Origin of the sequence: Bacillus cereus group sp. BfR-BA-01310, assembly GCF_022664325.1 — a bacterium.
GTDB lineage: Bacteria > Bacillota > Bacilli > Bacillales > Bacillaceae_G > Bacillus_A > Bacillus_A paramycoides.
This window is the reverse complement of the sequence record NZ_JAKUHD010000008.1, coordinates 88,527-114,373: the sequence shown is the minus strand read 5'-3', so window position 1 is coordinate 114,373 and position 25,847 is coordinate 88,527. Positions and strand designations below refer to the sequence as shown.

The following is a 25,847-nucleotide window of genomic DNA, read 5'->3' as shown; positions in this document are numbered from 1 at the left end:
TAATAACCTCTCTCTTTACGTTTAACTTTAACCGCTATGCGGTAGAATGTTTGTCATAACGTGTCATGGTCATTTCGACAAATTTTATACATTACGAGTGAAACTGTATATTCTCTACTAATTCATCGTAAATTTTTAACGCATCATTTTCTTGTTTCACTTCCAAAGTAGCATACAGTTTTCTATACAATTCGATAGAATCTCCTGAAACTTCACAAGAAAGAGTTGCAACGTAATCATTTACGATCATCCAAATGCGATATAGTAAATAATTATCGACTTGTTCAATAAGTGTTTTAAAGAACGTTTGATGAAGCATCGGAATTGAACTTGCGTTTTCTTCAAGCACTTGGTGTAATTTACTTAGCACTTTAGAAAACGCTTCTTTCGGTAAATTACATACAATGCGAATCATATCTTTCTCAAGCAATCGTTTTGTTTGTAATAAATCACGAATTGTTTTCTCATCTTGCAGTAGAAACGGAGCAATTAATTGTACAAGACCGTTATCGTAAAAGTTTCGAATAAACGTCCCCTCACCGCGTCTTGTTTCAATTAACCCTACCAATTCTAAAGCACGCAATGCTTCTCTTACAGAGGAACGTCCAACGTTTAAACGTGAACTTAACTCACGCTCAGACGGCAAACGATCCCCCGCTACTAAACCATCCTCTTCCATAATGGAACGGATTTTTTTTACAATTTCGAGATATACTTTTGTATTTGATGATGTCAATGGGAATTCCTCGCTTATTCTTTACCAATCAGCGCTAATTGTTTTGTTTTCTCAGCGACTTCATTTGGATCTACTTGACGGCGAGCTACTCCTGTCTCCATTGCTGCTCTCGCAACGTAAGCCGCTACTTGAGGCGCTACACGCGCGTCAAACGGCGCTGGAATGATATGGTCTGCATTCAACTCATCCTCTGATACAAGCTCTGCAATGGCTTGTACAGCTGCCATCTTCATTTCTTCATTAATTTGTGTCGCATGTACATCAAGTGCACCGCGGAAAATACCAGGGAACGCTAGTACATTATTTACTTGGTTCGGGAAGTCAGAACGACCTGTTCCAACAACAGCTGCGCCCGCTGCTTTTGCCAATTCTGGCATAATTTCTGGAACCGGATTCGCCATTGCAAAAATAATCGCATCGTCATTCATTGTACGAACCATCTCCTCCGTTAATGCACCTTCTGCAGATACACCAATGAATACGTCCGTACCTTTTACAACGTCAGCTAAAGAACCTTCTATACGATTCTTATTTGTATATTTTGCAACTTCATCCTTCACGGGATTCATACCGACAGGACGACCTTCATAAATCGCACCTTTACGGTCACACATAATAACGTCACGTACACCATAGCGATATAAAAGTTTAATGATTGCAATACCTGCTGCACCTGCGCCATTTGCGACAACTTTAATGTCAGACATTTTCTTCCCAACTAATTTCAGCGCGTTCACAAGGCCTGCTACTGTTACGATAGCTGTTCCGTGTTGATCATCATGGAAGATAGGAATATTTGTCTCTTTTTTCAAACGTTCTTCAATAATGAAGCAATTTGGTGCTGCGATATCTTCTAAGTTTACACCACCAAAAGTTGGCTCCATTAATTTTACAGTTTCAACAATTTTATCTACATCGTTTGTATTTAAGGCAATTGGGAATGCATCTACACCAGCAAAGCTCTTGAATAATACAGCTTTACCTTCCATTACTGGAAGAGATGCTTCAGGTCCAATGTTACCAAGACCAAGTACAGCCGTTCCATCTGTCACAACTGCTACCATATTTCCCTTCATTGTATATTCATATACCTTACTTTTATCGTCATAAATTTCTTTACAAGGCTCTGCTACCCCTGGAGAATATGCAAGACTTAAATCTTTTGCATTTTCTACTTTTACTTTTGATACAGTTTCTAATTTTCCTTGATGCACTTTATGCATGTGAAGTGCTTCTTCACGAAGTGTTGACAAACTATCCACTCTCCTCAAATTATTCTTGCTGATATCAATTTCTCCAAGTGGTCTGACCACGAACACTACTACTATAATAATCGAAGTGTAGGGAAATTGTCCATTATATTTTCACAACGACATTTTCGTCACCGACAATTTCACGAAGTGCTCCTAAACATTCTTCACTTGGATGAATTGATAAACTTCGAGATAATTGTACCATTTTATGTTCCTTTTCATAATAAATTAGTACTTTCGCAAAACCTGAATAGTCAAACAATGTTTTTGTAACTTGATTTACAAGCTTTTTTTCATACTGAGACGGCAACTTCACGTAAACAGACGCTTCTTTCATCTCTTCATAAACATCCATTTCTTCTAGCGGATATAGTCCATTCACAATCCATTGTAACTTATGATTTCTTTGCTCAATCGTGCCATCAACTAAAACAATTTCTCCTTCTTGTAGCCTGTTTGAAAAATGTATATATGTTTCCGGGAAAAGAACAGCTTCCATTTCATCATTTTGATCACAGAATGTAATAAACGCCATCTTTTGTAACTTTTTCGTACGAATAACTTTCACACTTGTTATATATACGATTGCCCTTTGTACTTTTTTCTTATGTCGCATCGCCTGAGCAAGAGATGGAATTTCTAATTCTTTTCCTAACTTCACATACTGCGCTGTCGGATAGCTAGATAGATAAAAACCGAGTGCTTCCTTCTCTTTATTTAACTGTTCAATAAAGGATAGCTCTTCTCCTTGTACGTATTTTGATTTCGGAACAGCATCTCCTAAATCACGTGCAAGGTTTGCGTACTCTAACGCCCCTTTAAGACTTTTCCATAAAGTCGTCCTCGAAACACCAAAATCGTCAAAACATCCAGACCAGACGAAAGCCTCTAAATTTCGCTCTGTGACAAACTTTGATGGCATACGAAGACAAAATTCAAATAAATCTTCGAACATTTTGTTCTCTCGTTCTTCCAATAACGCCGTCACTGTAGCCATTCCGATATTCCGAATCGAAAGTAAACTATAACGAATCGCATTTCCTTCTATTTGGAAATTGTAACCACTTCTCTGAAGAGACGGCGGTAAGACGTGAAAACCTTTCCGCTTCGTTTCTCGTATATACTGCACAATCTTATCTTCATTACCAATTGCACTTGATAATAATGCTGTCATAAATTCCAGCGTATAATTTGCTTTTAAGTATGCAAGCTGATATCCGATCATACTGTAAGCTACAGCGTGACTTCGGTTAAAACCGTAATTCGCAAATCTTACAATTAAATCGTAAATTCGTTCTGATGATGTCTCATCGTATCCGTTTTTCAAACAACCTTGAACAAAATGTTTACGTTCTTGATCTAAAATATCACGATTCTTTTTACTCACTGCACGGCGCAGTAAATCCGCTTCTCCGAGCGAAAATCCAGCTAACTTCGATGCGATTTGCATAATTTGTTCTTGGTATACAATTACGCCGTATGTTCGTTCTAAAATCGGCTTTAAATCTGGATGTAAATATTCAATTCCTCTTTTTCCATGCTTCGATTCAATAAAGGTTGGAATTTGTTCCATCGGTCCTGGTCTGTATAACGAGTTAACAGCGACTATGTCTTCAAATTCATTCGGTTTTAACCCGCGAAGTACATTTCGCATACCACCTGATTCAAGCTGGAATACACCTGTTGTATCCCCTCTCCCTAACAATTGAAACGTCTTTTCATCTTGAAGAGGTAGATTTCTTATATCAATTTGTTCCCCCGTTTTTTTAACGATAAACTTCATAATATTTTCAAGTAACGTTAAATTACGTAAACCTAAAAAGTCCATCTTTAACAGGCCAAGTTCTTCTAATACATCAGCTGGATATTGCGTAACATAAACATCGTTATGCCCTTCTTGGATTGCTACACTCCCCGTTAACGGTTCTTGGCTCATAATAACGCCAGCTGCATGAATAGACGTATGCCGCGGTAATCCCTCTACACGTTTTGCAATTTCAAACACACGCTCATGCAAAAGATTCCCTTGTATAAACTCACGGAGTGATTGTGATTCCTCATATGCATCTTTTAATGTTATACCAAGCTTTGATGGAATAAGTTTTGAAAATATGTCAATATCTCTTGGCGGTAGCCCCATTACACGAGCAATGTCTCTAATTGCAGCTTTTGCTGCAAGGGTTCCGAACGTTACAATTTGTGCAACACGAAGCTGACCATATTTATCTTTCACATATCGAATCATCTCATCACGTCTTATATCTGGAAAATCAATATCAATATCTGGAAGTGTCACACGTTCCGGATTTAAAAACCTTTCAAATAATAAGTCATATTCAATCGGATCAATATCTGTAATTTCCAATACGTAAGAAACGAGCGAACCAGCTGCTGATCCACGTCCTGGTCCTGTTAAAATATGATTTTCATGTGCATATTTCATAAAGTCCCATACAATGAGGAAATAATCACTAAATCCCATGCGGGAAATAACATTTAATTCATGATCCAAACGCTTTATATGCACTTCTTTCGGCACGCCATATCGTTTCTGCAAGCCTTCTTCACAAACACGGCGCAAGTACATATCACTCGTCTCGTTAGATGGAACAGGAAACTTAGGTAGTTGATTTACCTGGAAAGGAATCTCCACTTGGCAACGCTCCGCGATTTTTATTGTGTTTTGAATCGCTTCCTCAGTATGAGAAAATAGTGCTTCCATTTCATCCGACGACTTTAAATAATACTGATCCGTTTTCATCCTCGGCCTATCTGGATCAGTCATTTTCGTTCCACCCTCAACAGATAATAAACATTCATGAACAAGTGCATCGCTTTGATTAATGTAGCGCACATCATTTGTTGCAACGACTGGAACGTTTACCTTATTAATAAATTCAGGCAGTTTTTCTTGCAAAAGCAGTTCATCTTGAATCGCGTGATACTGTAAACTTATATAAAAATTGCCGAACATATTTTGATACGTGCGGGCTACTTCTTCAGCCTGACTCTCTTTGTCTTCTAATAATAACTGTTCAATTTCCCCATCTTTCCCTGGTGAAATCGCAATTAATCCTTTCGCATAATGAGCAAGCCATTTCTTCGGAATACCCTCTTTTGACTTCGTCATAATACTGCTAGAAATCTTTAATAAATTTTGATAGCCTATTTCATTCTCAGCGAGTAAGACGAGTGGATAAGACCTTTCTTCCTCTTCACTAAAAATAGAGGCTGTTAAGCCGATAATAGGCTGTATACCATTTTTCTTGCATGCTTTATAAAACGGAATAACTCCATACATGACATTTTCATCCGTAATGGCCAGCGATGAAAATCCAAGCTCTTTCGCCCGAATGACAAGCTCATCAATTTTACAAGCACTCTTTAATAAACTAAAAACGGTTTGACATTGTAAATGCACAAACTTCACTGTTGTACCCTCTCTTTACCTATTTGACTACTTTTATTATAGGTGATGAGGAAAGCGGAAATCAAAACATACTTCTCATACTTTGTCCATATATATGAAGAAGAAAGGGGAATGACGATGGATGTAAGAGAACATACTTTTTTCTCTCTGCTTATTATTAGTTACTTTATTGCCTTTGGAGTTATACTTGGTGGTTCATTAATTGGTGGATTTGGTGCATTTCTCATCGGAAAACCAGCTCTAACTTATATTAATCAATTTGCCCAAAATTTAAGAATTTGGGCACTCGTTGCAGCAATTGGTGGAACGTTCGATACCTTTTATAGCTTTGAAAGAAGCTTCTTTGGCGGAGATATGAAAGATATCGTAAAACAAATTCTCCTTATTTTTTTCGCAACTGGTGGTATGCAAACTGGTCTTATTATTATTAAATGGCTTACACAGGAACATGTATGAGAGTACCAAGTGCCAATACAGCAAAAAGGTGGTATTTAGTTTTAGCTGGTGCTGCTGTTGGAGGGGTTTTGAGCTGGTTTATTTTTTTGTACATATACGGTGTTTTCCAGCAAGAACAAGCTAGTAAAATAGCAGAACAAAAAGAAATTATAGAAAAGCAAGAAGCAAAACTCCATGTCCTTCTCGAAGATCAAGAGAAATTGAATACGGAAAATAAGCGGCTCTTAACAATTCAAGAAATCAAAATAAAAATTATAAATCGAGAAAAATATGACTTAGACAACCTTACACTCGAAAATATGACCACTTCTATCCATAACGATCTCCAACATCTTTTAACGAAAAACATTCAAAGCATCGCCAAAAATAAAGACCTACTCAAAAAGGTAATCGAAAATAAAACGTACAAACATTACGATCGTATATATCGCTTTAAAGTAGACACAGTCTCTTTTGATACCGTACTTGAAATTAGTATTGATATAGAGAAAGAAAAATAAACGAAAAGAAGGAGGGATTCTACACCTCTCCTTCTTTTCGTTTTAACATATAAGCTCTTATCTGCACAGCTCACGTAAATCAGCAAAAAGACGATCCGCTTCTTCCCAAGAAGATGCTTTTGCACCAGAAGCCATCGGATGTCCTCCACCGTTATATTGCATTGCTAATTTATTAATAACCGGTCCTTTTGAACGAAGACGAACACGAATAACATCGTCTTCCTCTAAAAATAGAACCCACGCCTTTAATCCATCAATATTACCAAGCGCTCCGACAACACCAGATGCTTCAGAAGGAAGTACATCAAACTTTTCTAATACCTCTTTCGTTAATTTAATGTACGCTGCTCCTTCTTCTACCATCGTAAAGTTTTGTAAAATATAACCGTTTAAACGAGCAATTTTCTCTTTCGTCTTATACATTTCATTGTATAAATCCGTGAATTTCACGTCCATATCAACAAGCTCACTTACGTAACGAAGTGTTTTCGCTGTTGTATTTGGGAATAAGAAGCGGCCTGTATCTCCAACAATACCCGCTAAAATAAGGCGAGCTGCTTCCTTTGAAATCGTTAATCCTTTATCTTTTCCATAAGAATAAAACTCATAAATAAGCTCACTTGTAGAGCTTGCTGTCGTATCCACCCACGTAATATCTCCGTACGGATCTTCATTCGGATGATGATCAATTTTAATTAACATCTTTCCTTTTGTATAACGCTGATCACAAACACGCTCTTGATTTGCTGTATCACAAACGATAACAAGTGCATCTTCATATACACTATCTTCAATATCATCCATTACTCGTAAAAACGATAAAGAAGGCTCGTTGTACCCAACCATATAAATATTTTTCTCTGGAAACGATTCTTGCAAAATTGTACCAAGTCCGCACTGAGAACCTAACGCATCTGGATCCGGACGCACATGACGATGAATAATAATTGTATCAAACTCTTTAATTGCTCCTAAAATTTGTTCATGCATATGTATAATCTCCTTTTCATTCAACTTCTTCACTTTATCCCGCATTAACGTGTAGTAAGACTCCCACCTCAAAATACATTGAAACCAATGAGACAAAGTTAAGCGGCGGATCAACTGCACGTAAAAGCCCGATTCGTTCAACTAATAATTAGTGTGGGGGAAATATCCCCACACTAATTAAAGTTTCACTTTATCCTCCATTATAGCGGAAAATATTTCATACATGCGAACAATTGCTTTATAATAAAAGTTAGAAAGTTTAGATATTTCTTTATTCTCCACTATTTTATATAAAGCGATGGGAGTGTGCATTATGCCAGTATTAGTTTTCTGTATTATCGTCTCATTTATGTTGTATCTCTTCTATAAAACAAAATTCTTTCGTACAAACCGTCCAATGGAGAAAGGTTGGCTCTCAGGGAAATCCGCTATGGCACTCGGCTTATTCGTCCTATTCTTTGGGATAAACCAATTTTTTTTAGAGCTTTCAACTGCCCGCATCATCGTTGGTGTTTTGTTTATTTTATTTGGCACTGCGAGTACATTTAATGGATTCCGCCAATATAAACATTTTCTACCATTAGCAGTAAAAGAAGCTGAATCTTATAAAACAACGTAAAAAAGCATCAATATTGTGATGCTTTTTTACGTCCCTTAATCTTCAAAATCATACTTGCAACAAACGCAGAAGGTATATTAAATAGATTGCCTTGTACGTGAAAATGTAATTGTTCTTCTTCAAAGGACATCTGTTTGTACAGTTCTTGCTGAGATAATCCTGTTCGTTTCTTTTTTTCATTTAATCCTTGTAAATATAAGTATTGAATTGGTATCATCACAAGAAAGTAAAAGAGTGCGATACCACCAAAAAAGAGTAATTCTGATGACATATTGCATCCCCCTTCCGACATCCATTATCTTACAATCCGATTATAACATAGTATATAATCTAAAAGAATTAATATTCTGTTATTTCTCATTATATAATTGTCTCTCCATATAACCCCTCTCCTACATACCAAATAAGCATAATTTTCCTACTCCTACTCAGCCTTATACATATTCTACTAAAACTCGCTTACATCTTTAGCGATGGACAACACCTATAAAACAAAAAAGATGGAACAAATCAAAGCGATTTGTTCCATCTTTTTATTTGTCGATCAATTGCACCATAAGCAATGCTTTTCCAACAACATTACCTTCATGATGCACTTCTACATCAACCTTACCAAATTTACGCCCAATTTCTAATACTTTCGGATGAACTGATACAACATTATCAATTTGAACTGGCTTTACGAAATAAATGGTTAAGTTCTCAACAATTAAGTCACTCTTCTTCTGCGCACGAATGACGCGATTCGTTGCTTCGGTCACAATCGTTGCGAATACGCCGTAAGATAACGTCCCGATCGAATTGGTCATTTGTGGTGTCACTGAAAATTGGTATAGATGCTCATTTTTCGCTTCTTTCGGAGTCATAAATTGATTCGTTACAATATCATCAATTGTTTCACCAACTTGCGGTTGACGCTGAATCATTTGCAGCGCCTGAAGTACATCTTGGCGGCTAATAATTCCTTGTAATTTATTTCCTTCGTCAACAACAGGAAGTAACTCAATACCTTCCCACACCATCATACGTGCCGCAGCTGCGACAGACATTTTTCCATTTACCGTAATTGGATGCTTTGTCATTACTTTATCAATTGGTGTTTCTTTCACAACACCAATCATATCTTTGGAAGTTACGATACCTAGCACCTTTTTATTTTCATCAACAATTGGATAACGTCCATGCATCGTCTCTTCATTATAGGCATGCCATTGCTGTACTGTATCACTTGGCTTTAAATATAACGTTTCTTCAATTGGTGTTAAAATATCTTCAACGAGTACAATTTCTTTCTTAATAAGCTGATCATAAATAGCACGGTTAATTAACGTTGCGACCGTAAATGTATCATAGCTACTCGAAATTATCGGTAGCTTTAACTCGTCTGCTAATTTCTTCACATGATCTTCCGTATCAAATCCACCCGTAATTAACACCGCAGCTCCAGCTTCTAATGCTAGTTGATGTGCGTTCGTACGGTTACCGATAATAAGTAAGTTCCCTGCTTCTGTATAGCGCATCATCGCTTCTAATTTCATAGCCCCGATTACGAATTTATTTAATGTTTTATGTAGTCCGTCTCTGCCTCCAAGCACTTGACCATCGACAATGTTAACGACTTCTGCATATGTCAGTTTTTCAATATTCTCTTTCTTCTTTTGTTCAATTCGAATTGTTCCGACACGTTCAATTGTACTAACATATCCTTTATTTTCTGCATCTTTAATTGCTCTGTAAGCTGTCCCTTCACTTACACCTAAATCTTTCGCAATTTGCCTCACAGAAATTTTATGCCCTACTGGCAGGCTATTAATATGTTCTAAAATTTGATTATGTTTGGTAGCCAAATGGTTTCACCATACTTTCTTTTCCCTAAATTCTTCATGTGTTGTATTTTCAGTATACTATATTTTCAAAACTGTTACACTCTCTCTTTGTATGTCTGTACTATTTTTTTTATAACAAAATGCTCCTTACATTACACTAATCCTTCCATTACAACAATGTAATGGTATTGTCATCTCGTTCGATAGCTTGTCCACACGCTTCCATATACAATTAAGACAAGAAATGAAACAAAGGAGCGAATAAATGATAAAAAAATTTTTAGAGGTTGTAGGTGCTGTATTTTTAGCTTTCGTAGATGGAAAAAAGGTTGCAATTGAATTGAATGAAACACCCGAACAGCCACTCCCAAAAAGAAAAAAATCACCAAAACAAGCGCAAACTTTAAAAGCTGTGCTACACACGTAAAAAACCCTTCACTTGTTTGTTCAAATGAAGGGTTTCTTTTTTATAGTGTAATACTTTCTCCAGCTTCTAATACTTTCCCTGTACAATTTTGTAGTTTTTCTACAAATTGATAAGGGTCTTGTTCAATAACTGGGAACGTATTGTAATGCATCGGTACAACTGTTTTCGCACCTACCCATTTTGCAGCTAAAACAGCATCTTCTGGCCCCATTGTAAAATTATCACCAATTGGTAAAAATGCTAAATCAACGTTATTAAGTTCTCCAATTAACTTCATATCAGAGAATAAAGCAGTATCTCCTGCATGATATACAGTTTTCTCCTCTGCCGTAAACAAAATACCAGCTGGCATACCTGTATATGTAATTGTTTTATTTTCTTCATCAATATAACTAGAACCGTGGAATGCTTGCGTAAATTTCACTTTACCGAAGTTAAATTCGTGTGAACCTCCAATATGCATTGGATGTGTATTTACACCTTGCCATCCTAAAAATGTCGCTAGTTCAAACGGCGCCACAACAACCGCATTATTTTTTTTTGCTAGCGCTACTGTATCGCCGACATGATCACCGTGTCCGTGCGATAAAATAATCGCATCAACTTTTACATCTTCTGCTTTTAAATCTGTTTTCGGATTCCCCGTTAAAAATGGGTCAATTAAAATAACCTTTCCATTCGTTTCAATCTTTACAACTGAATGCCCGTGATAAGATACTTTCATCATTCCATTCCTCCCCTATTCACATTCACACTTTTTATTCTACATGATTTCTTAATTCCCTGTCTTTTCTAACATCTATTTACTTGTCATAACGCTTTCATCCGATGTAAAGTTATATTTGTAATTAAATATCTCGGGGGTGCCTATCGATGAATGCTAGATTAGAAAATTTAATGCAATGGCTAAAAGAAAAAAACGTAGAAGCTGCGTTCTTAACTTCTACACCAAACGTCTTCTACATGACAAACTTCCACTGCGAACCACATGAAAGACTACTTGGTATGTTTGTATTCCAAGAAAAAGAGCCTATTTTAATTTGTCCTAAAATGGAAGAAGGCCAAGCGCGTAACGCTGGCTGGGCACATGAAATTATCGGATTTACTGATACTGACAAACCATGGGATATGATTGCAAAAGCAATTAAAGATCGTGGTATTGATGCAAATGCAGTTGCAATTGAAAAAGAACATTTAAACGTAGAGCGCTACGAAGAGTTAACGAAATTATTCCCGAAAGCGGCTTTCAAATCAGCTGAAGAGAAAGTTCGCGAGCTTCGCCTAATTAAAGATGAAAAAGAACTTTCTATTTTACGTGAAGCAGCTAAAATGGCAGACTATGCTGTTGAAGTTGGTGTAAATGCAATTAAAGAAAACCGCAGCGAGCTAGAAGTATTAGCAATTATTGAGCATGAATTAAAAACAAAAGGCATCCATAAAATGTCATTCGATACGATGGTATTAGCAGGTGCAAACTCTGCTCTTCCACACGGTATTCCAGGTGCAAACAAAATGAAACGCGGCGATTTCGTACTATTTGATTTAGGTGTAATTATTGAAGGTTACTGCTCTGACATTACACGTACAGTAGCGTTTGGTGATATTTCTGAAGAACAAACTCGCATTTACAACACTGTACTTGCTGGACAACTACAAGCAGTTGAAGCATGTAAACCAGGCGTTACACTTGGCGCAATCGACAACGCTGCTCGCTCTGTCATCGCAGATGCAGGTTACGGAGACTTCTTCCCACACCGCCTTGGTCACGGACTTGGAATTAGCGTACACGAATATCCAGATGTAAAAGAAGGCAACGATTCTCTATTAAAAGAAGGTATGGTCTTTACAATCGAACCAGGTATTTACGTACCAAACGTAGGTGGCGTTCGTATTGAAGATGATATTTACATCACAAAAGACGGATCAGAAATTTTAACGAAATTCCCGAAAGAATTACAATTTGTGAAATAATAAAAAAGGTAGCGTGATCGCTACCTTTTTCTATTTCTCTACTATTTCAAGTTTCTCTACAATCATTTTTGCTGGATAACTTTCAAGTACTTGAGAAGACCATACTTTTATTTTATCCCCTGTTTTTAATTGATCATAGGCTCTTTTATCATTCAGCCTCAAAATTGTATCTGATGGATGTTCTTTATTTATTTGTTGTTCTATATAATTTTGCAACTCTACTTTTGTTTTAAACGTTTTATCACCGACAAAAAATACCGTGTCATTTCTTAATATGATATACCCTTCTTTAGGTTCTTCTTTTACTCCTACTTGCTCTACTGTTTTCGTAGTACACGCTGATAATATTATTAGAAATAAAATACTAATGAAGAAGAACGTGGCTTTCCTCATAACGATCCCCCATATCGAGTCATTCAAAAGAACTTATTTCTTGTCTATTTCTTCCTTCCATTATACTATTAATATACAGAATTTTCTAAAATAGGAGGGTTATATGTTACAACAGCAGTTAGAAGAAATTCGTAATAATAATTACATAATCAACAACACACTTCATATTGATTCTTTAAGTTCAAGTATGCTTCAACATATCGGTGTTACCGATAGCTATTTAAGAGACAAACTCATTTACTCTACTTTTTATCATCTAATCAAGAAGGACTATATTTCACACACCCACTTACAGAAACTATTCTCAGAAAGCATCAGTGAAAAATATTTATTTTATAAGGTTCACTTAGATGACGATGATGCTGTATTTACCCGAGCATTTACGACATTATTAATTGCGCTCATTATTGATGCTGATACAAAACATCATTTCTTATCACAGTCTGATATTTTAAATGTAAAAGATAAATTAATTCTATATATGAACAAAGAACATGACTTACGAGGATATGTTCAAGACCGTGGCTGGGCACATAGTATCGCTCATGTTTCAGATACATTTGAAGCGCTTGTTAATAATCCTAAACTGGGAACTTCACATTACGGAGAAATACTAACAACTTTATTAAATAAAGTTTGTGTCCATTCCATCTATTACAAGTATGAAGAAGATGAACGTATCGTTTGTCCAATTGTCGCAATGCTGCAAAATGGTCTAGAGGAAGAAGTACTCATATTAGCCCTTCGTGATCTAGTAGCTCAATTGCAAGTTCAAAAACCGACACTACATATTAACTCGTACGAATTTCTATTCGGAAATATAAAATCTTTCTTACGTAGCTTATTTTTCAGATTACGTACAATGTCTATATGTAAAGAAACTGAATGCGAAATTGAAAAATTACTACAGGGGCTTCGCCAATATTATTAAAAAAGAAGGCTCTTAAAAAGTGCCTTCTTCTATCTCACTAATATTTATTTGAAATTTCACGATCCAAACTGAGAAGAGGTGGACAAGAAACGCAATCACCATACATGCTCCACTTAAAAAAGTTAATATAGGATGCGAATACACGTGCCCTAAACCATAGGATATCCCCACGAAAAACATTGTTATGTAAATATAAATTGCTCCATGTATTTGCCTCATATAAACCTCCTTTTCCCATATTATAACATAAATTTTCTGATTATTCACATTAATTAGTTGTAATCAATATTTCTCAACTGTTACACCTCTTACAGCCGCCTTAATATATGGCGCACCTTGTAAACTTTGTAAATCCTCTATTTTTCCGGTTACGACTACACCGTATATTGGTAGATCTTTTGGTTTTGTGTTTTTTATTTCCTTATACGAATCTTTCGCATTATCCATATGTCGTTCATCTTCTGCTAATGTTTTCATTGCTCCCATAAATTCTTTTGAATGCCTCTCAAAATCCATTTTCATTTCTTCTTCTTTTTTAGCATAGCTTCCTGTAAATCCATAGACAAGAGTAGATTTTTCAGCATTTAAAACAGCACCCGTTTTCGGATCTGTTAAACCAACATATTCATCTCGTTTCTTTTCATTGTATGTATCTACCCAAAACCAAACTGGTTGTACACCTTTTGGTAGTATTCTCATGATTTCATCCATCGTATACGCTTTATCAAACGATAGAGCCACTTCCGCGACTTTATTTTTTAAATCCCCAATTTGATTTAAATCATTCGCATAATTTACATACTTCATGAACGGCAAATAAAACCTCATTTCGCGTTGCATCGTTTGTATATTGTAGTCCTGCAAAGTTTCAGCTTCGTCTATATTCGATAGTTCTTCCTCTAAATGCGTATTTCCATTATGACTTCTTGACATATAGCCCCATACATCATATTCATATATTTCATCTATCCACTTAACCGGTTGACCCGAAATATTTTTATACGAACTATACATAATAGAATCGCTCATTAAACCCATATTTAATTTTCTATGAGAATAAAATTTTATGTTAGGCCCCGTTACAGTTTGCTCTGCAAATACTCTTTTTTCCATCTCATTAAAGTTCTTTTGTTTTAAATATACTATTAAGGTGAAAGATCCAACGATCACTAAAGTAGATGCAAAGATTGAGATGACAAAATTTCTAAAAAGCTGCTTCCTCTTCGCCCTCTTCATCAAAGTCTTCATCTGCTTATCATCCATATTCAAATCAAAGTCTTTCCGACTCATTAGTTCTCCTCCTATACAATTTTTTAAATTGATTTCTTGCACGGTACAAACTTGTTTTCACTGTTTCTTCTTTCATACTTAATAAAATGGCAATTTCCTTATAAGATAGTTCATACTCATATTTCAACAGTAAAATATGACGATAATCCTCTGTCATCGTCTCCAATATTTCTTGTACCTCGCCTTGTAGTTCACTTGTCAAAAGCACTTCATCTAATGACTTTTGACCTATAAGAACAACTGATTCAATCGCAATTGGATTTAATCTTTTTTCTTTTCGGTGTAAATCTCGGTGCTGATTGATCGCAACTCTAAATAGCCAAGGAGTTAAATGTTCTAGCGGTATTTCCCCTATAAGCAATAAAGCTTTATACAAAGTATCTTGCACAATATCTTCCGCTTCTTTTCTATCTGCTCCAATCTTAATTAAGTATCCAAATACAGCTTTTGACTTTTCTATTAATAATGTTTCAAACGTATCATGACTCATTCGGCTCTCCTTTCTATATACTCAACGTTTGAGAGCGTAAAATGTATACAGCTTTTCTAAAAAAAAATTTTCATAATAAAAAGCACATCTGTTTTGATGTGCTTCTCCCAAAAATACTATTCTATTATTTCATCGCTTCTTTCACAACATCTTGAATCATAACGACTTCCGTCTTCATATCGACAGCCGGATCATCCTCATCAATACATTCATACCAAAACGCTAAATGTTTTTTATCAATTTCATGATGAGAATTTTCGACAAGAGTACCACCTTCTCCTTGCACAGAATACCAATATAAGTACTCTTCTCCATCTCTTATTTCCCGGAAAATTGTCTCGACATACATTTTTTCGTCGTTTAATGTCAAAAGCACTTCTTTCATATTGTCATTAAGAAGCTTCATCCATTCATCTACACGATGACTTTTACCTTGCTTTACTTTAAATCTCGTTAATTCCACATTCATTTTTATTCCCCCATTTTCTTACGCACAAATAGATCATATTCTACTGGATTATGAAAACTTATTTTACTAGCTAACTTTTGCGAAGGAATATTATCCACATTACAATCCCAGCACGGTATAATATGATTTTGTATACAATGTTCAATGAAACTTGTTGCGACAACTTTAGCTAATCCTTTCCCTTGATATGCCTCATGCGTAGCAATATCAATTTCAGCAAAACCATTCCCGCTAAATATTGAGACGCATTCAGCTATGATTATCCCATCTTGTTCTATACAAAAACCAAAGCCACTATTTAAAAACGCTTCTTTTGATCCCCAATATTCTTTGTAATATTCCTCTGTAAATTCATTACTTCTTTCTATATTGCTTTTATCAATACGCTTAACTTCATATGTATTTTTGTTAAAATCTTGTTTTCTTTCTTCAAGAACTTCTCTTTGAAATTGAAATGTCATTCTTGGAATTTTCCGGAGTACATTACTAAAACGCTCTTCAATAATCATTTCCCACTCTTTACTCGAAGTGAACAGTGTAAATCGTTTCTCTGTTTTTTCAATAGCTGTTTCAATATATGAAACTAAATCTTCGTTAAAACTTCGGTCATAAGTGTCGCCAAACAAATAATAAATGCCGTTAGCTGTAACGATTAGTCCTGCTGTTAATTTCTCATTTGTAAAAATTTCACCATCTATGATTTGATCACAAACTGCATACGCAAAAGTTGTTGTTCGTTGATTCCCTTCTAAAAGCGGAATTACTTTATCGTATTCTTCAATCTCTAACCTTCTCATACGACCTCCACAATTACTGTATCCGCCTCTACATTTTCAAAGCAAAGATTTACCGTTCTCTTCAACGCTCTCGTTCTATGAATTGTACCTGCTGGAATTAAAATAGAATCATTTGACTTTAAAACTGCCGTCTCTCTATCTTGAAAATCGATCAGTAATTCTCCCTCTAACACAATGAATAATTCATCCGAATTAGAATGATAGTGCCAATCATATTCACCAGCAAATACAGCAATTCGTAAACAATGACTATTTACATTTGAAACGACGAAGTTCTTATGTTGGTCTTTAATATCTTTTGTTAACTCTAATAGATTTACTGTTTCCATAGTTCTCCCCACCCAATCCCCTCTATCGACTTTCACTTTCCGTTTAATTCCAAATTATCACAAAAATATACATTGCAACAAGCGATATCTCTCGTAAAGTTTTGTTTACTTTTTGTAAAGTTTTATTTACTTATTTCCTAAAAATGGATATAATAAATGTAACAAATTTACAAAAAGGAGACTTTGTATATTTGATACAAAATAAAGTAAAACAATTCCGCGTCGTTAGAGGCATCACCCAAGAGCAATTAGCTTCCTCTGTTCAAATCACTAGACAATCCCTCATCGCTATCGAGAAGAATAAATACAACCCAAGTTTAGAATTAGCATTGAAATTATGTGAGTTTTTCAACTGTAAAGTAGAAGATTTATTTCAATTAGATAAAACTAGGGAGGAAATAGAATGAAAAATACTTTTAATCAAGAATTCATTTCACATCTTACCATTTTAGTGTTAGGATCAATTTTTCTTTATTTCAATAGTAATGATGAAGAAACGATTCGCTCTGTCCTTCTATTCGCTGGCGTATACATACTCTTAGCCTTGGTACTATTTGTAGTGAAACGAATATTCTTTAAGAAAAAAAAGAAAGAGTCCGAGAAATATCCATTACCTGAGATAGATGAACGAATTGAGAAAATGAGTTTAAAACTTATGGCGCAAATTTTCGGCCTCTCTCATTTAATCGGCTCTGCGATACTATTTATTTTATATATCACTGACAAAAATTCGACGATACGAGTTGAGTATGCCCTGTATTACTTGTTTGGAATTCTTTTCTTCACAATGATGTTCGGCTTGAAAATTGTGAAGAAATTAGATAATTAGTTTAAACAAAAAGACCCTTCCTACAAAGGAAAGGTCTTTATTTTATTTCTATTATGATAAAGCAGGAGCTTTTTCAAGAAGCTCTTTCGCATCAGCATATTGTAAGCCGTGCGCTTCTGCAACTGCTTCGAATGTTACATATCCATCTAATGTGTTAATACCTTTTAGTAATGCAGAGTTGCCTAAGCAAGCATCTTTGTAGCCTTTGTTAGCAATTTGTACTGCATATGGTACTGTTACGTTTGTTAACGCAAGAGTTGATGTGCGTGGAACCGCACCTGGCATATTTGCAACTGCATAATGAACAACACCATGTTTTTCATAAGTTGGGTTGTCGTGAGTTGTAATACGGTCAGTTGTTTCGAAAATACCACCTTGGTCAATCGCGATATCTACAACGACAGAACCTGGTTCCATTGATTTAATCATTTCTTCTGTTACAAGTTTTGGTGCTTTTGCACCTGGGATTAATACTGCACCGATTACAAGATCAGATTCTCTAACAGCTTCTGCAATGTTGTATGGGTTAGACATTAACGTTTTTACTTGATTACCAAAAATATCATCTAATTGACGAAGACGTTCTGCACTCAAGTCAATGATTGTTACATCTGCACCTAAACCAACTGCAATTTTTGCTGCGTTTGTACCAGCTTGACCACCGCCGACAATTGTTACTTTACCGCGTTTAACTCCTGGAACACCTGCAAGTAAAATACCTTTACCGCCTTTGTTTTTCTCAAGGAATTGTGCACCGATTTGCGCAGCCATACGGCCTGCAACTTCACTCATTGGTGCAAGTAATGGTAAAGAACGATTCTCTAATTGTACTGTTTCGTATGCAATTGATACAACTTTGTTATCAATTAATGCTTTTGTTAATTCTGGCTCTGGAGCTAAATGTAAGTATGTGAATAAAATTAAACCTTCGCGGAAATAACCGTATTCACTTTCAACTGGCTCTTTTACCTTCATAACCATATCTTGATTCCATGCTTCTTCAGCAGTTTCAACAAGTTTTGCACCAGCTTGTACGTATTCTTCATCTGTAAAGCCTGATCCTACACCTGCTCCTTTTTGAACAAAAATTTCATGACCATTTTGTACTAAATGTACAGCTCCCGCTGGCGTCATTGCCACACGGTTTTCATTGTTTTTAATTTCTGTTGGAATACCGATACGCATTATTAGTTCCCCCTTGAGTTATGAAATGACCCCTGAATCATTTTTTAAAGCGCTTTCTACGCTCTTATATTTTAACATAATATCTCAATATTTGACAAAAAATAATACAAGTTTTCCGATAGAATTTCTTCCGCATAAAAGGACAGTATGATTCTTATATATGAAAATCACCTGTCCAATTACTACAACTACTCATTATTTGAGATGTTTATGGATAACATCAACCGCACCTGTTACTTCAATAATTGTACCGGTAATCATGTCCGAATCTTCCTCACATAAAAACGAAATAGTTCTTGCGATATCTTCACCTGTTCCGGATCTACCAATTGGTGTGTTACTATCTTTTAGCTTTCGTGCTTCTTGAATCGTCGCTTCTTTCATTTCACCAATTATATCACCAGGACAAACCATGTTCGCAGTAATACCATATTCCGCTTCTTCGTAAGCTACTGTTTTCGTTAATGAAACAAGCCCTACTTTCGCAGCTGCAAAGGCTGAACGATAAATCCATCCAGGCGCGCTATCTGCTCCTTGAAAACCGTAGTTAATAATACGACCAAAGTTCTGTTTTCTCATAATCGGCACGACAAGTTTTAATAAATGAAACACCGCTGTTAAATTACCTTGGATCATTTCATTCCATTCGTCTTCTTCGTAATCGACTAATTTTTTCCGTTCAAATACATACGGACCAGCATTATTAATCAAAAAGTCAATTTTGCCAAAACGGCTCATCGCTTCTTCTACTATTTTATGTAAATCTTCCTTTTTCGTGACATCAGCTTGCACGAACTGTAGACGTTCTGCCATATTTTTATAAGTTTCTTTCATTATTTCCATAGCACATATATCACTATGATACGTTACTGTTACTGAATATCCTTTAGCCAATAACTTTTCTGTTACTTGCTTTCCTAAACCTTTCGTACCGGCTGTAATGAGCGCGTGTCTCACAAAACTGCCTCCTTTTAAATTGCTATACTTCATATGTAACAAGTTCTCGCTCCAATTACAACTAAAATGAACTAAAACAGAGTTTTCAAAATTCTGTAACGTTTTAGCAAGCACATTACCATAATTTGTTTTATAATTAAGTTGTAAACGGTTATGAAAATGAATTGGGAGGAATCTACTATGAATAATACATATACAAATATTTTAATTGCAGTGGACGGTTCCAAAGAAGCAGAAAAAGCCTTTAAGAAAGCAATTCAAGTCGCAAAACGAAACAATGCAACATTAACAATTGCTCATATCGTTGATGTGAAAGCATATTCCGCAGTAGAGGCTTATAGCCGCGCTATTGCTGAGCGTGCAAACCTCTTTGCAGAAGACTTATTAGAAGACTACAAAAAGACTGCGGTTGAAGCTGGTCTTGAAAAAGTGGAAACTGTATTAGAATTTGGTAATCCAAAATCTAAAATCTCAAAAGAAATTGCCCCAACACATAAAGTGGATTTAATTATGTGCGGTGCAACTGGTTTAAATGCTGTAGAACGTTTCCTAATTGGTAGCGTCTCTGAACATATTATTCGCTATGCGAAATGCGATGTCCTTGTTGTTCGTGGTGATGAGGAGCAAGGTGATCTTTAATTTATAAAGTGAAACTTTAATCAGTGGGGGTTTTGTCCATCCCCCACTGATTATTAGTTGAACCAATCGGGCGTTTACGGGCAGTTGATCTCGCACCTAACTCCCTCGCATTCGCCGAATTTTGAGGTGGGAGTCTTACTGCCCGTTAATGCGGGATAAATAAAACACCAAGTCCACATGGGCTTGGTGTTTTTCATTTCACATATCTTACTATAAATACAAGACAAGCTACAATGAACGTTTTCTCTTTTTCCGTTCTATTTCTTTTTTATCTTTTACTTCTTGTACTTTCTTTTTTCTAGAAATCCATAAAGAAATACAGCAATCTACTACAAATAAAGTAAAAATAAATATTGCTATATGTATTTTTGTTACATTCTCAAATGAAAATATTTCTGGGAATGCAACGTGTAATACAATTAGCGTGTACAAAATTAACCCTATAAAATAAATACGTCTCATCTTCCATTCCTTTCTTATTTCCTAACATTAGGTCAACATACATTTTTTAGAAATAGACGGACAAAATATATGTGTTTAAAAAAGGAGGATGCTTTATGGAAGATTATGAACGAATCATTTTAGATGTAAACGGAAAAGAAATCGAAATGTTAAATACAATTCGCTCACACTTTAAAGAAAAGCATGGGGTTGAACTAAGTCACGGAGCGCTACTTCGAGATTTGATGGATATTGAGTATATTCGAATTACGGAAGATCGACATAAGTATGATTAATCGATGGATAATTAAGCCTAGAACATATTGTTCTAGGCTTAATTATATTCACATGTAAAATGTTATAATTAGGAAAAACATGTATGGAGGATGCTCTACTATGGAATCTGAAAATATCTCAAAACACTTTCACACATTACATGTACAAAGAAACCAATTCCTTCCTAAACTTCATTCACTTTCACAAGAGCAACTATGGTATAAGAAAGAAGACGCAAAATGGTCTATTGGTGAGCACTTTTATCACTTATATTTAATTGCAAGGATGCTAAAAGTAGCGATTAAATTCTCTTTCGCTCTTATCCCCTATGCCAAATTAAGAAGAAATACCCCATTTGCAACTGAAATACATGACATTTATGCCGAATATAAAGAAAAGCATGGCAAAGGAATGAAAGCCCCTTGGATTTTAATCCCTTCAAAAAAAGTCTATTACGCTATGAATGTAAATGAATTAGAAGAATTACTTTCACGTGAAACAAATGAAATAAAAAAACTAGTTCAAAATATAGAAGAAAATATTGCAGGACATATCGTATTTTTAGATCCAATTGCTCACTATCCTAACCTTATTCAATCTATTCAACTATTAGCAATACATGAGAAGCATCATTTTATCATTATGAAAAATGACTATAAAACGCTCGATGCATCTCTAAAAATATAAAAGACTGCTAATATTACTTTTTAGCAGTCTCTCTTATCTATTTAAGTTCCTGATGCTTCCCACCCATACCACCTGGCGCATTGCTATCTTGGTGTACAGTTAGTTCATTTGTTTTAGCATCTTTCGAAACTCTATATGTATACGATTCATTTGGTTCATCTTTAAACTGTACATTCATACCGTAAGAACCGTTTTTACTATAAAAGGCCGGTTTTATGTATGAAATATCACTTTCTTTATATCCTTTTTCTTGCAGATGCCACATCGTTGCAATAATCGCTTCTTCTCGCTTCTCTTGTTCACCAACAATCATATATTTGTCCAAAAGGAATACTTTAACATTTGCAAGTAAGCTAATTAATAGTACAACGATAAATATTGTTCTTTTCATAGATTCCCCTCAATTATTATTTTTTACTATATCATAACTTGAATACTAAAAAAAAAGAAAGTACGCCACCCTTTAACAGAATGGCGTACTTTCCAACTTAATTTGTAATAACCTCTTTAGTTAAACTCTTCGCTTTCTCCAAAGCTTTTTCAATTTGTTCAAAGCCTGTTCCACCAGCACTGTTACGGCGCTTTACAGCTGCATACGGTGAAAGAACCTCATATAAATCTTCTTCAAATAACGAACTCATTTCTTTATATGTTTCAAGTGGTACATCTAATAAATAGATTCCTTTTTGTGTGCAATGTAGAACTAACTTCCCAACAATTTCATGAGCTTGACGGAATGGCAGTCCCTTGCTTGCTAAATAGTCAGCAATTTCTGTTGCGTTAGAGAAATCTTGCGTCACAGCTTGCCCCATTTTTTCTTTGTTTACAGTCATCGTTTCAAGCATGCCCGCCATAATATGAAGGCATCCTTCTACTGTTTTCACTGTATCAAACATTCCTTCTTTATCTTCTTGTAAGTCTTTATTGTAAGCAAGCGGCAATCCTTTCATTACAGTAAGCAAGCTAAATAAATTGCCATATACTCTGCCTGTTTTTCCGCGGATGAGTTCCGCCATATCGGGATTTTTCTTTTGCGGCATAATGCTGCTACCTGTCGCGTATTGATCGCTCATTTCAATAAATTGAAACTCTTGGCTACTCCATAAAATAAGTTCTTCGCAAAAGCGTGATAAGTGCATCATGAGCATAGATGAGTTACTTAAAAACTCCAGTATGAAATCACGATCACTTACCGCATCTAAACTATTTTCATAGATTCCATTAAATCCAAGGAGCTCCGCACTATATTCTCGGTCAATCGGAAATGTTGTGCCAGCTAGTGCTCCTGCTCCTAATGGTGAAATGTTAATACGCTTTAACGAATCTTCATAACGATTCACATCGCGCTCTAACATCCAAAAGTAAGCAAGAATATGGTGCGCAAATGAAATCGGCTGGGCACGCTGTAAGTGCGTATAGCCAGGCATAATTGTTTCAATGTTATTTTCCGCTTGATGAACAAGAACAGTTTGCAATTGTTTGGTAGCTTTTATAATATGTTCTACTTTTTCTTTTAAATATAAGTGCATATCTGTCGCTACTTGATCGTTACGGCTTCGGCCTGTATGAAGTTTCCCTCCTACTTCGCCAATTTGTTCAATTAACATTTTTTCAATGTTTAAATGAATATCTTCTGCTTCTACCGAAAATTGAAGCTTATTCTCTTTTGCTTCTTGTAATAAATACTGAAGCCCTATCTTGATTTTCTCCGCTTCCTCTTTCGTTACGATGCCTTGTTTTGCTAGCATTGTAACGTGTGCGATACTACCTTTTATATCTTGGTTAACCAATTGCTTATCAAAGGAAATAGAAGCTCCGAATTCTTCTACCCACGCTTCCGCTTCTTCTGTAAAACGTCCGCCCCAAAGTTTGCTCACGCTTCCACCTTCTTTTGATTCACTTGGCTATATACTTTTGTAGGTAAACCGAATAATGAAATGAAACCAACTGCTGCATCATGATTAAATTCATCATCGACAGTATACGTTGCTAATTTTTCATCGTATAAAGAGTATTCAGACTTACGCCCTTCTACAATTGCATGACCTTTAAATAATTTCACACGCACTGTACCTGTTACATGTTTTTGTGTTTCTTGTAAGAAAGCATTGAGTGCTTGTTTTAAAGGTGAGAACCATAAGCCGTTATAAATTAATTCTGTTAGTTTTTGCTCAATCATCGGTTTGAAATGAGCAACCTCTTTCACAAGTGTTAAATCTTCAAGTTCTTTATGCGCTGTTATTAATGTCATTGCTGCTGGGCATTCATATACTTCACGAGATTTAATACCGACAAGGCGATTTTCTACATGGTCGATACGTCCCACGCCATGTTTGCCAGCAAGTGCATTTAACGTTTTAATTAATTCAGAAAGCGAATATGCAGTGCCGTTTAAAGTAGTCGGTACTCCTGCTTCAAATCCAATTTCTACAAACTCTGGTTTATTTGGTGTATCTTCTAATGCCAATGTCATCTCGTATGCATCTTCTGGCGGCGCTGCCCATGGATCTTCTAAAATTCCACATTCGTTGCTGCGTCCCCATAAGTTTTGGTCGATTGAAAATGGGCTATCTAAATTAATCGGAATTGGTACATCGTTTTCTTTTGCATATGCAATTTCTTCTTCACGTGACCATTTCCATTCACGCACAGGCGCAATCACTTCTAAATATGGATTCAATGCTTGAATAGAAACTTCAAAACGAACTTGGTCATTTCCTTTCCCTGTACATCCGTGTGCAACTGCAGTTGCACCTTCTTGTTCTGCGATTTCTACTAATTTCTTCGCAATAAGTGGACGAGATAATGCCGAAACGAGAGGATATTTCCCTTCATACAACGTATGGGCCTGTAATGCCATCAATGCATATTCATTCGCGAATTCTTCTTGAACATCAATCATATACGATTTAATTGCTCCTACTGAAAGTGCTTTTTCTTTTACAAATGCTAAGTCTTTACCTTCCCCTAAATCTAAACAAAGCGCGATAATATCATAATTCTTCTCTTGTAACCATTTAATTGCAACGGAAGTATCAAGACCTCCGGAATATGCTAACACAACTTTTTTCTTCTCCATTTTGCATCCCCCTAAAGAATAAATATTCATTTTCTTTTATAATAATTCAAACTTTAACACCTTTTATAAAATGTATCAAGGGGCATTTTAAATTTTTTTCAAACAATTTCGTCGAACTTCTTTCTGTTTTTATGTACAATATAAGCAGGAAAATGGGGGTGAACTTATGGAAAAGTATTTCTTATACGATGAACATCTAGGAATTGAAATTCCGCATTTACAAGAAGACTGGGAAGACATCCCCGAAAAAATGCAACATGCTATTTTACTAAGATGGGAACAAGTTCGCGGGAAAATTCCTGATCGCATAAAAGAACTCGAACACTATATTAATGCAAAACAACATCATTTAAATAACGAGGAAGACTTCGAAATTTCTTGCAAACTTAATTCAGAAATTGCCGATCTCGCTTCCATCATTAATGATCTTTGGCTTTGGTATCGTCTTACCCAAAATGTATCTGAGGGAAAAGCACACCAATAAAAAAAGCATGCCCCTCAATTACTTTGGGTCATGCTTTTTTGTCGTAACACGATTTACAATATATTTCTTGCGCTGTTTTTGCTAAACATACATCAAACGGGCCAACTAATATACTTCTTTCTTTCGGCAACTTCACAAAAGCAACAAGCTCTTCTTCGTATTCAATCTTTTTCTGACATGAAACACATTGTAATTCTTTTCTTTTAAACATGTCTTTTAGCATATCTCCACTCTCCCTTTCATCTATCTATATCAATATAATCTCATAACAATTAAAATTTGTAAAAAAATGACACATCCCAAAATGAATTATTCATATACTATGTACAAAAGGAGGCTTCAAACTTATGCGAGCTTTCATTA

The 25,847-nt window shown here is 35.6% G+C and carries 32 protein-coding genes and 1 pseudogene; 12 read left to right on the top strand and 21 right to left on the bottom strand.

Annotated elements, in window-relative coordinates; translation table 11 throughout:
* Window positions 1–91: 91 nt before the first annotated feature.
* The 3 genes from MR109_RS17465 to dnaE form a co-directional block, all read right to left on the bottom strand.
* On the bottom strand, window positions 92–736 hold the full coding sequence (locus MR109_RS17465) for a FadR/GntR family transcriptional regulator (RefSeq protein WP_002173725.1): 645 nt from the start codon (window positions 734–736) through the stop codon (window positions 92–94).
* Between the two features lie 14 nt (window positions 737–750).
* Window positions 751–1,959, bottom strand: a complete 1,209-nt coding sequence (ystJ, locus tag MR109_RS17460; RefSeq protein ID WP_162790989.1) for an NADP-dependent malic enzyme — start codon at window positions 1,957–1,959, stop codon at window positions 751–753.
* Window positions 1,960–2,092: 133 nt separating this feature from the next.
* Window positions 2,093–5,419 carry a DNA polymerase III subunit alpha gene (dnaE, locus tag MR109_RS17455; RefSeq protein ID WP_242273283.1) on the bottom strand — a complete coding sequence of 1,109 codons (3,327 nt, stop codon included), beginning with the start codon at window positions 5,417–5,419 and terminating at the stop codon, window positions 2,093–2,095.
* 42 nt (window positions 5,420–5,461) lie between these two features.
* On the opposite strand from dnaE, the gene MR109_RS17450 reads away from it, so the two are divergent.
* Window positions 5,462–5,875: a YtrH family sporulation protein gene (locus tag MR109_RS17450; RefSeq protein WP_002034291.1), complete on the top strand. Its 414-nt coding sequence runs from the start codon at window positions 5,462–5,464 to the stop codon at window positions 5,873–5,875.
* Window positions 5,872–6,375: a sporulation membrane protein YtrI gene (gene ytrI, locus MR109_RS17445; RefSeq protein WP_002173728.1), complete on the top strand. Its 504-nt coding sequence runs from the start codon at window positions 5,872–5,874 to the stop codon at window positions 6,373–6,375. The genes MR109_RS17450 and ytrI overlap by 4 nt, the downstream gene beginning before the upstream one ends.
* Before the next feature lie 57 nt (window positions 6,376–6,432).
* Here ytrI and MR109_RS17440 read toward each other — a convergent pair whose 3' ends face one another.
* The gene (locus tag MR109_RS17440) at window positions 6,433–7,365 is read right to left on the bottom strand and encodes a DHH family phosphoesterase (RefSeq protein ID WP_098306393.1); all 933 of its coding nucleotides are present in this window, start codon (window positions 7,363–7,365) and stop codon (window positions 6,433–6,435) included.
* A gap of 313 nt (window positions 7,366–7,678) precedes the next feature.
* On the opposite strand from MR109_RS17440, the gene MR109_RS17435 reads away from it, so the two are divergent.
* Window positions 7,679–7,984 (top strand): YtpI family protein, encoded by a 306-nt coding sequence (locus tag MR109_RS17435; protein WP_002173730.1) that lies wholly within the window; start codon window positions 7,679–7,681, stop codon window positions 7,982–7,984.
* Between the two features lie 7 nt (window positions 7,985–7,991).
* Here the strand turns inward: MR109_RS17435 and MR109_RS17430 are convergent, their stop codons facing one another.
* Window positions 7,992–8,255, bottom strand: coding sequence for a DUF3949 domain-containing protein (locus MR109_RS17430; RefSeq protein ID WP_025147574.1), 264 nt, complete (start codon window positions 8,253–8,255; stop codon window positions 7,992–7,994).
* A gap of 262 nt (window positions 8,256–8,517) precedes the next feature.
* A complete protein-coding gene (locus MR109_RS17425; protein ID WP_002173733.1) occupies window positions 8,518–9,831 on the bottom strand; it encodes a CBS domain-containing protein in 1,314 nt (437 codons plus the stop codon).
* 244 nt (window positions 9,832–10,075) lie between these two features.
* Here MR109_RS17425 and MR109_RS17420 point away from each other — a divergent pair, with 244 nt between their 5' ends.
* Window positions 10,076–10,237, top strand: coding sequence for a hypothetical protein (locus MR109_RS17420; protein ID WP_242273281.1), 162 nt, complete (start codon window positions 10,076–10,078; stop codon window positions 10,235–10,237).
* A 40-nt stretch (window positions 10,238–10,277) separates the two neighbouring features.
* Here MR109_RS17420 and MR109_RS17415 read toward each other — a convergent pair whose 3' ends face one another.
* Window positions 10,278–10,961, bottom strand: a complete 684-nt coding sequence (locus tag MR109_RS17415; RefSeq protein ID WP_025147575.1) for a metal-dependent hydrolase — start codon at window positions 10,959–10,961, stop codon at window positions 10,278–10,280.
* A 149-nt stretch (window positions 10,962–11,110) separates the two neighbouring features.
* Between MR109_RS17415 and pepQ the strand changes: the two genes are divergently transcribed.
* Complete coding sequence (gene pepQ, locus MR109_RS17410) at window positions 11,111–12,208, top strand: Xaa-Pro dipeptidase (protein ID WP_048372208.1); 1,098 nt, start codon at window positions 11,111–11,113, stop codon at window positions 12,206–12,208.
* Between the two features lie 30 nt (window positions 12,209–12,238).
* Here pepQ and MR109_RS17405 read toward each other — a convergent pair whose 3' ends face one another.
* Window positions 12,239–12,601, bottom strand: coding sequence for a DUF3221 domain-containing protein (locus MR109_RS17405; protein ID WP_071718463.1), 363 nt, complete (start codon window positions 12,599–12,601; stop codon window positions 12,239–12,241).
* A gap of 103 nt (window positions 12,602–12,704) precedes the next feature.
* On the opposite strand from MR109_RS17405, the gene MR109_RS17400 reads away from it, so the two are divergent.
* On the top strand, window positions 12,705–13,532 hold the full coding sequence (locus MR109_RS17400) for a DUF2785 domain-containing protein (protein ID WP_242273278.1): 828 nt from the start codon (window positions 12,705–12,707) through the stop codon (window positions 13,530–13,532).
* Window positions 13,533–13,544: 12 nt separating this feature from the next.
* Here MR109_RS17400 and MR109_RS17395 read toward each other — a convergent pair whose 3' ends face one another.
* The 6 genes from MR109_RS17395 to MR109_RS17370 form a co-directional block, all read right to left on the bottom strand.
* The gene (locus MR109_RS17395; RefSeq protein ID WP_002173739.1) at window positions 13,545–13,751 is read right to left on the bottom strand and encodes a hypothetical protein; all 207 of its coding nucleotides are present in this window, start codon (window positions 13,749–13,751) and stop codon (window positions 13,545–13,547) included.
* 63 nt (window positions 13,752–13,814) lie between these two features.
* Window positions 13,815–14,822, bottom strand: a complete 1,008-nt coding sequence (locus MR109_RS17390; RefSeq protein ID WP_242273276.1) for an anti sigma factor C-terminal domain-containing protein — start codon at window positions 14,820–14,822, stop codon at window positions 13,815–13,817.
* Window positions 14,803–15,312 (bottom strand): RNA polymerase sigma factor, encoded by a 510-nt coding sequence (locus MR109_RS17385; protein WP_071718460.1) that lies wholly within the window; start codon window positions 15,310–15,312, stop codon window positions 14,803–14,805. Before MR109_RS17385 ends, MR109_RS17390 begins: the two co-directional genes overlap by 20 nt.
* A 124-nt stretch (window positions 15,313–15,436) precedes the next feature.
* Window positions 15,437–15,781: a DUF6176 family protein gene (locus tag MR109_RS17380; RefSeq protein WP_242273273.1), complete on the bottom strand. Its 345-nt coding sequence runs from the start codon at window positions 15,779–15,781 to the stop codon at window positions 15,437–15,439.
* 2 nt (window positions 15,782–15,783) lie between these two features.
* Window positions 15,784–16,578, bottom strand: coding sequence for a GNAT family N-acetyltransferase (locus MR109_RS17375; RefSeq protein WP_242273271.1), 795 nt, complete (start codon window positions 16,576–16,578; stop codon window positions 15,784–15,786).
* The gene (locus MR109_RS17370; protein WP_242273269.1) at window positions 16,575–16,907 is read right to left on the bottom strand and encodes a cupin domain-containing protein; all 333 of its coding nucleotides are present in this window, start codon (window positions 16,905–16,907) and stop codon (window positions 16,575–16,577) included. The genes MR109_RS17375 and MR109_RS17370 overlap by 4 nt, the downstream gene beginning before the upstream one ends.
* A 143-nt stretch (window positions 16,908–17,050) precedes the next feature.
* On the opposite strand from MR109_RS17370, the gene MR109_RS17365 reads away from it, so the two are divergent.
* Together MR109_RS17365 and MR109_RS17360 are read left to right on the top strand one after the other, a co-directional pair.
* A complete protein-coding gene (locus MR109_RS17365) occupies window positions 17,051–17,314 on the top strand; it encodes a helix-turn-helix transcriptional regulator (protein WP_242273266.1) in 264 nt (87 codons plus the stop codon).
* Window positions 17,311–17,736, top strand: coding sequence for a hypothetical protein (locus MR109_RS17360; RefSeq protein WP_071718456.1), 426 nt, complete (start codon window positions 17,311–17,313; stop codon window positions 17,734–17,736). The genes MR109_RS17365 and MR109_RS17360 overlap by 4 nt, the downstream gene beginning before the upstream one ends.
* 51 nt (window positions 17,737–17,787) lie before the next feature.
* Here MR109_RS17360 and ald read toward each other — a convergent pair whose 3' ends face one another.
* Together ald and MR109_RS17350 are read right to left on the bottom strand one after the other, a co-directional pair.
* The gene (gene ald / locus MR109_RS17355) at window positions 17,788–18,921 is read right to left on the bottom strand and encodes an alanine dehydrogenase (RefSeq protein WP_025147585.1); all 1,134 of its coding nucleotides are present in this window, start codon (window positions 18,919–18,921) and stop codon (window positions 17,788–17,790) included.
* Window positions 18,922–19,116: 195 nt separating this feature from the next.
* The gene (locus tag MR109_RS17350) at window positions 19,117–19,911 is read right to left on the bottom strand and encodes an SDR family oxidoreductase (protein WP_242273359.1); all 795 of its coding nucleotides are present in this window, start codon (window positions 19,909–19,911) and stop codon (window positions 19,117–19,119) included.
* 147 nt (window positions 19,912–20,058) lie between these two features.
* On the opposite strand from MR109_RS17350, the gene MR109_RS17345 reads away from it, so the two are divergent.
* Window positions 20,059–20,517, top strand: a complete 459-nt coding sequence (locus MR109_RS17345) for a universal stress protein (RefSeq protein WP_071718455.1) — start codon at window positions 20,059–20,061, stop codon at window positions 20,515–20,517.
* 234 nt (window positions 20,518–20,751) lie between these two features.
* Here MR109_RS17345 and MR109_RS17340 read toward each other — a convergent pair.
* Window positions 20,752–20,979 (bottom strand): annotated as a pseudogene (locus tag MR109_RS17340) (hypothetical protein); the annotation flags it as partial.
* Between the two features lie 95 nt (window positions 20,980–21,074).
* On the opposite strand from MR109_RS17340, the gene MR109_RS17335 reads away from it, so the two are divergent.
* Window positions 21,075–21,254 carry a hypothetical protein gene (locus MR109_RS17335; RefSeq protein WP_002173750.1) on the top strand — a complete coding sequence of 60 codons (180 nt, stop codon included), beginning with the start codon at window positions 21,075–21,077 and terminating at the stop codon, window positions 21,252–21,254.
* 100 nt (window positions 21,255–21,354) lie between these two features.
* The gene (locus tag MR109_RS17330) at window positions 21,355–21,921 is read left to right on the top strand and encodes a DinB family protein (RefSeq protein WP_242273264.1); all 567 of its coding nucleotides are present in this window, start codon (window positions 21,355–21,357) and stop codon (window positions 21,919–21,921) included.
* A gap of 37 nt (window positions 21,922–21,958) precedes the next feature.
* Here the strand turns inward: MR109_RS17330 and MR109_RS17325 are convergent, their stop codons facing one another.
* The 3 genes from MR109_RS17325 to MR109_RS17315 form a co-directional block, all read right to left on the bottom strand.
* The gene (locus MR109_RS17325) at window positions 21,959–22,312 is read right to left on the bottom strand and encodes a DUF3139 domain-containing protein (protein ID WP_048372182.1); all 354 of its coding nucleotides are present in this window, start codon (window positions 22,310–22,312) and stop codon (window positions 21,959–21,961) included.
* 97 nt (window positions 22,313–22,409) lie between these two features.
* Window positions 22,410–23,798 carry an argininosuccinate lyase gene (argH, locus tag MR109_RS17320; protein ID WP_242273262.1) on the bottom strand — a complete coding sequence of 463 codons (1,389 nt, stop codon included), beginning with the start codon at window positions 23,796–23,798 and terminating at the stop codon, window positions 22,410–22,412.
* Window positions 23,795–25,000 (bottom strand): argininosuccinate synthase, encoded by a 1,206-nt coding sequence (locus MR109_RS17315; RefSeq protein ID WP_002173754.1) that lies wholly within the window; start codon window positions 24,998–25,000, stop codon window positions 23,795–23,797. Before MR109_RS17315 ends, argH begins: the two co-directional genes overlap by 4 nt.
* Before the next feature lie 166 nt (window positions 25,001–25,166).
* On the opposite strand from MR109_RS17315, the gene MR109_RS17310 reads away from it, so the two are divergent.
* Complete coding sequence (locus MR109_RS17310; protein ID WP_048372179.1) at window positions 25,167–25,484, top strand: hypothetical protein; 318 nt, start codon at window positions 25,167–25,169, stop codon at window positions 25,482–25,484.
* A gap of 28 nt (window positions 25,485–25,512) precedes the next feature.
* On the opposite strand, the gene MR109_RS17305 is transcribed toward MR109_RS17310, so the two are convergent.
* Window positions 25,513–25,707, bottom strand: a complete 195-nt coding sequence (locus tag MR109_RS17305) for a hypothetical protein (protein ID WP_048372177.1) — start codon at window positions 25,705–25,707, stop codon at window positions 25,513–25,515.
* Between the last annotated feature and the right edge of the window lie 140 nt (window positions 25,708–25,847).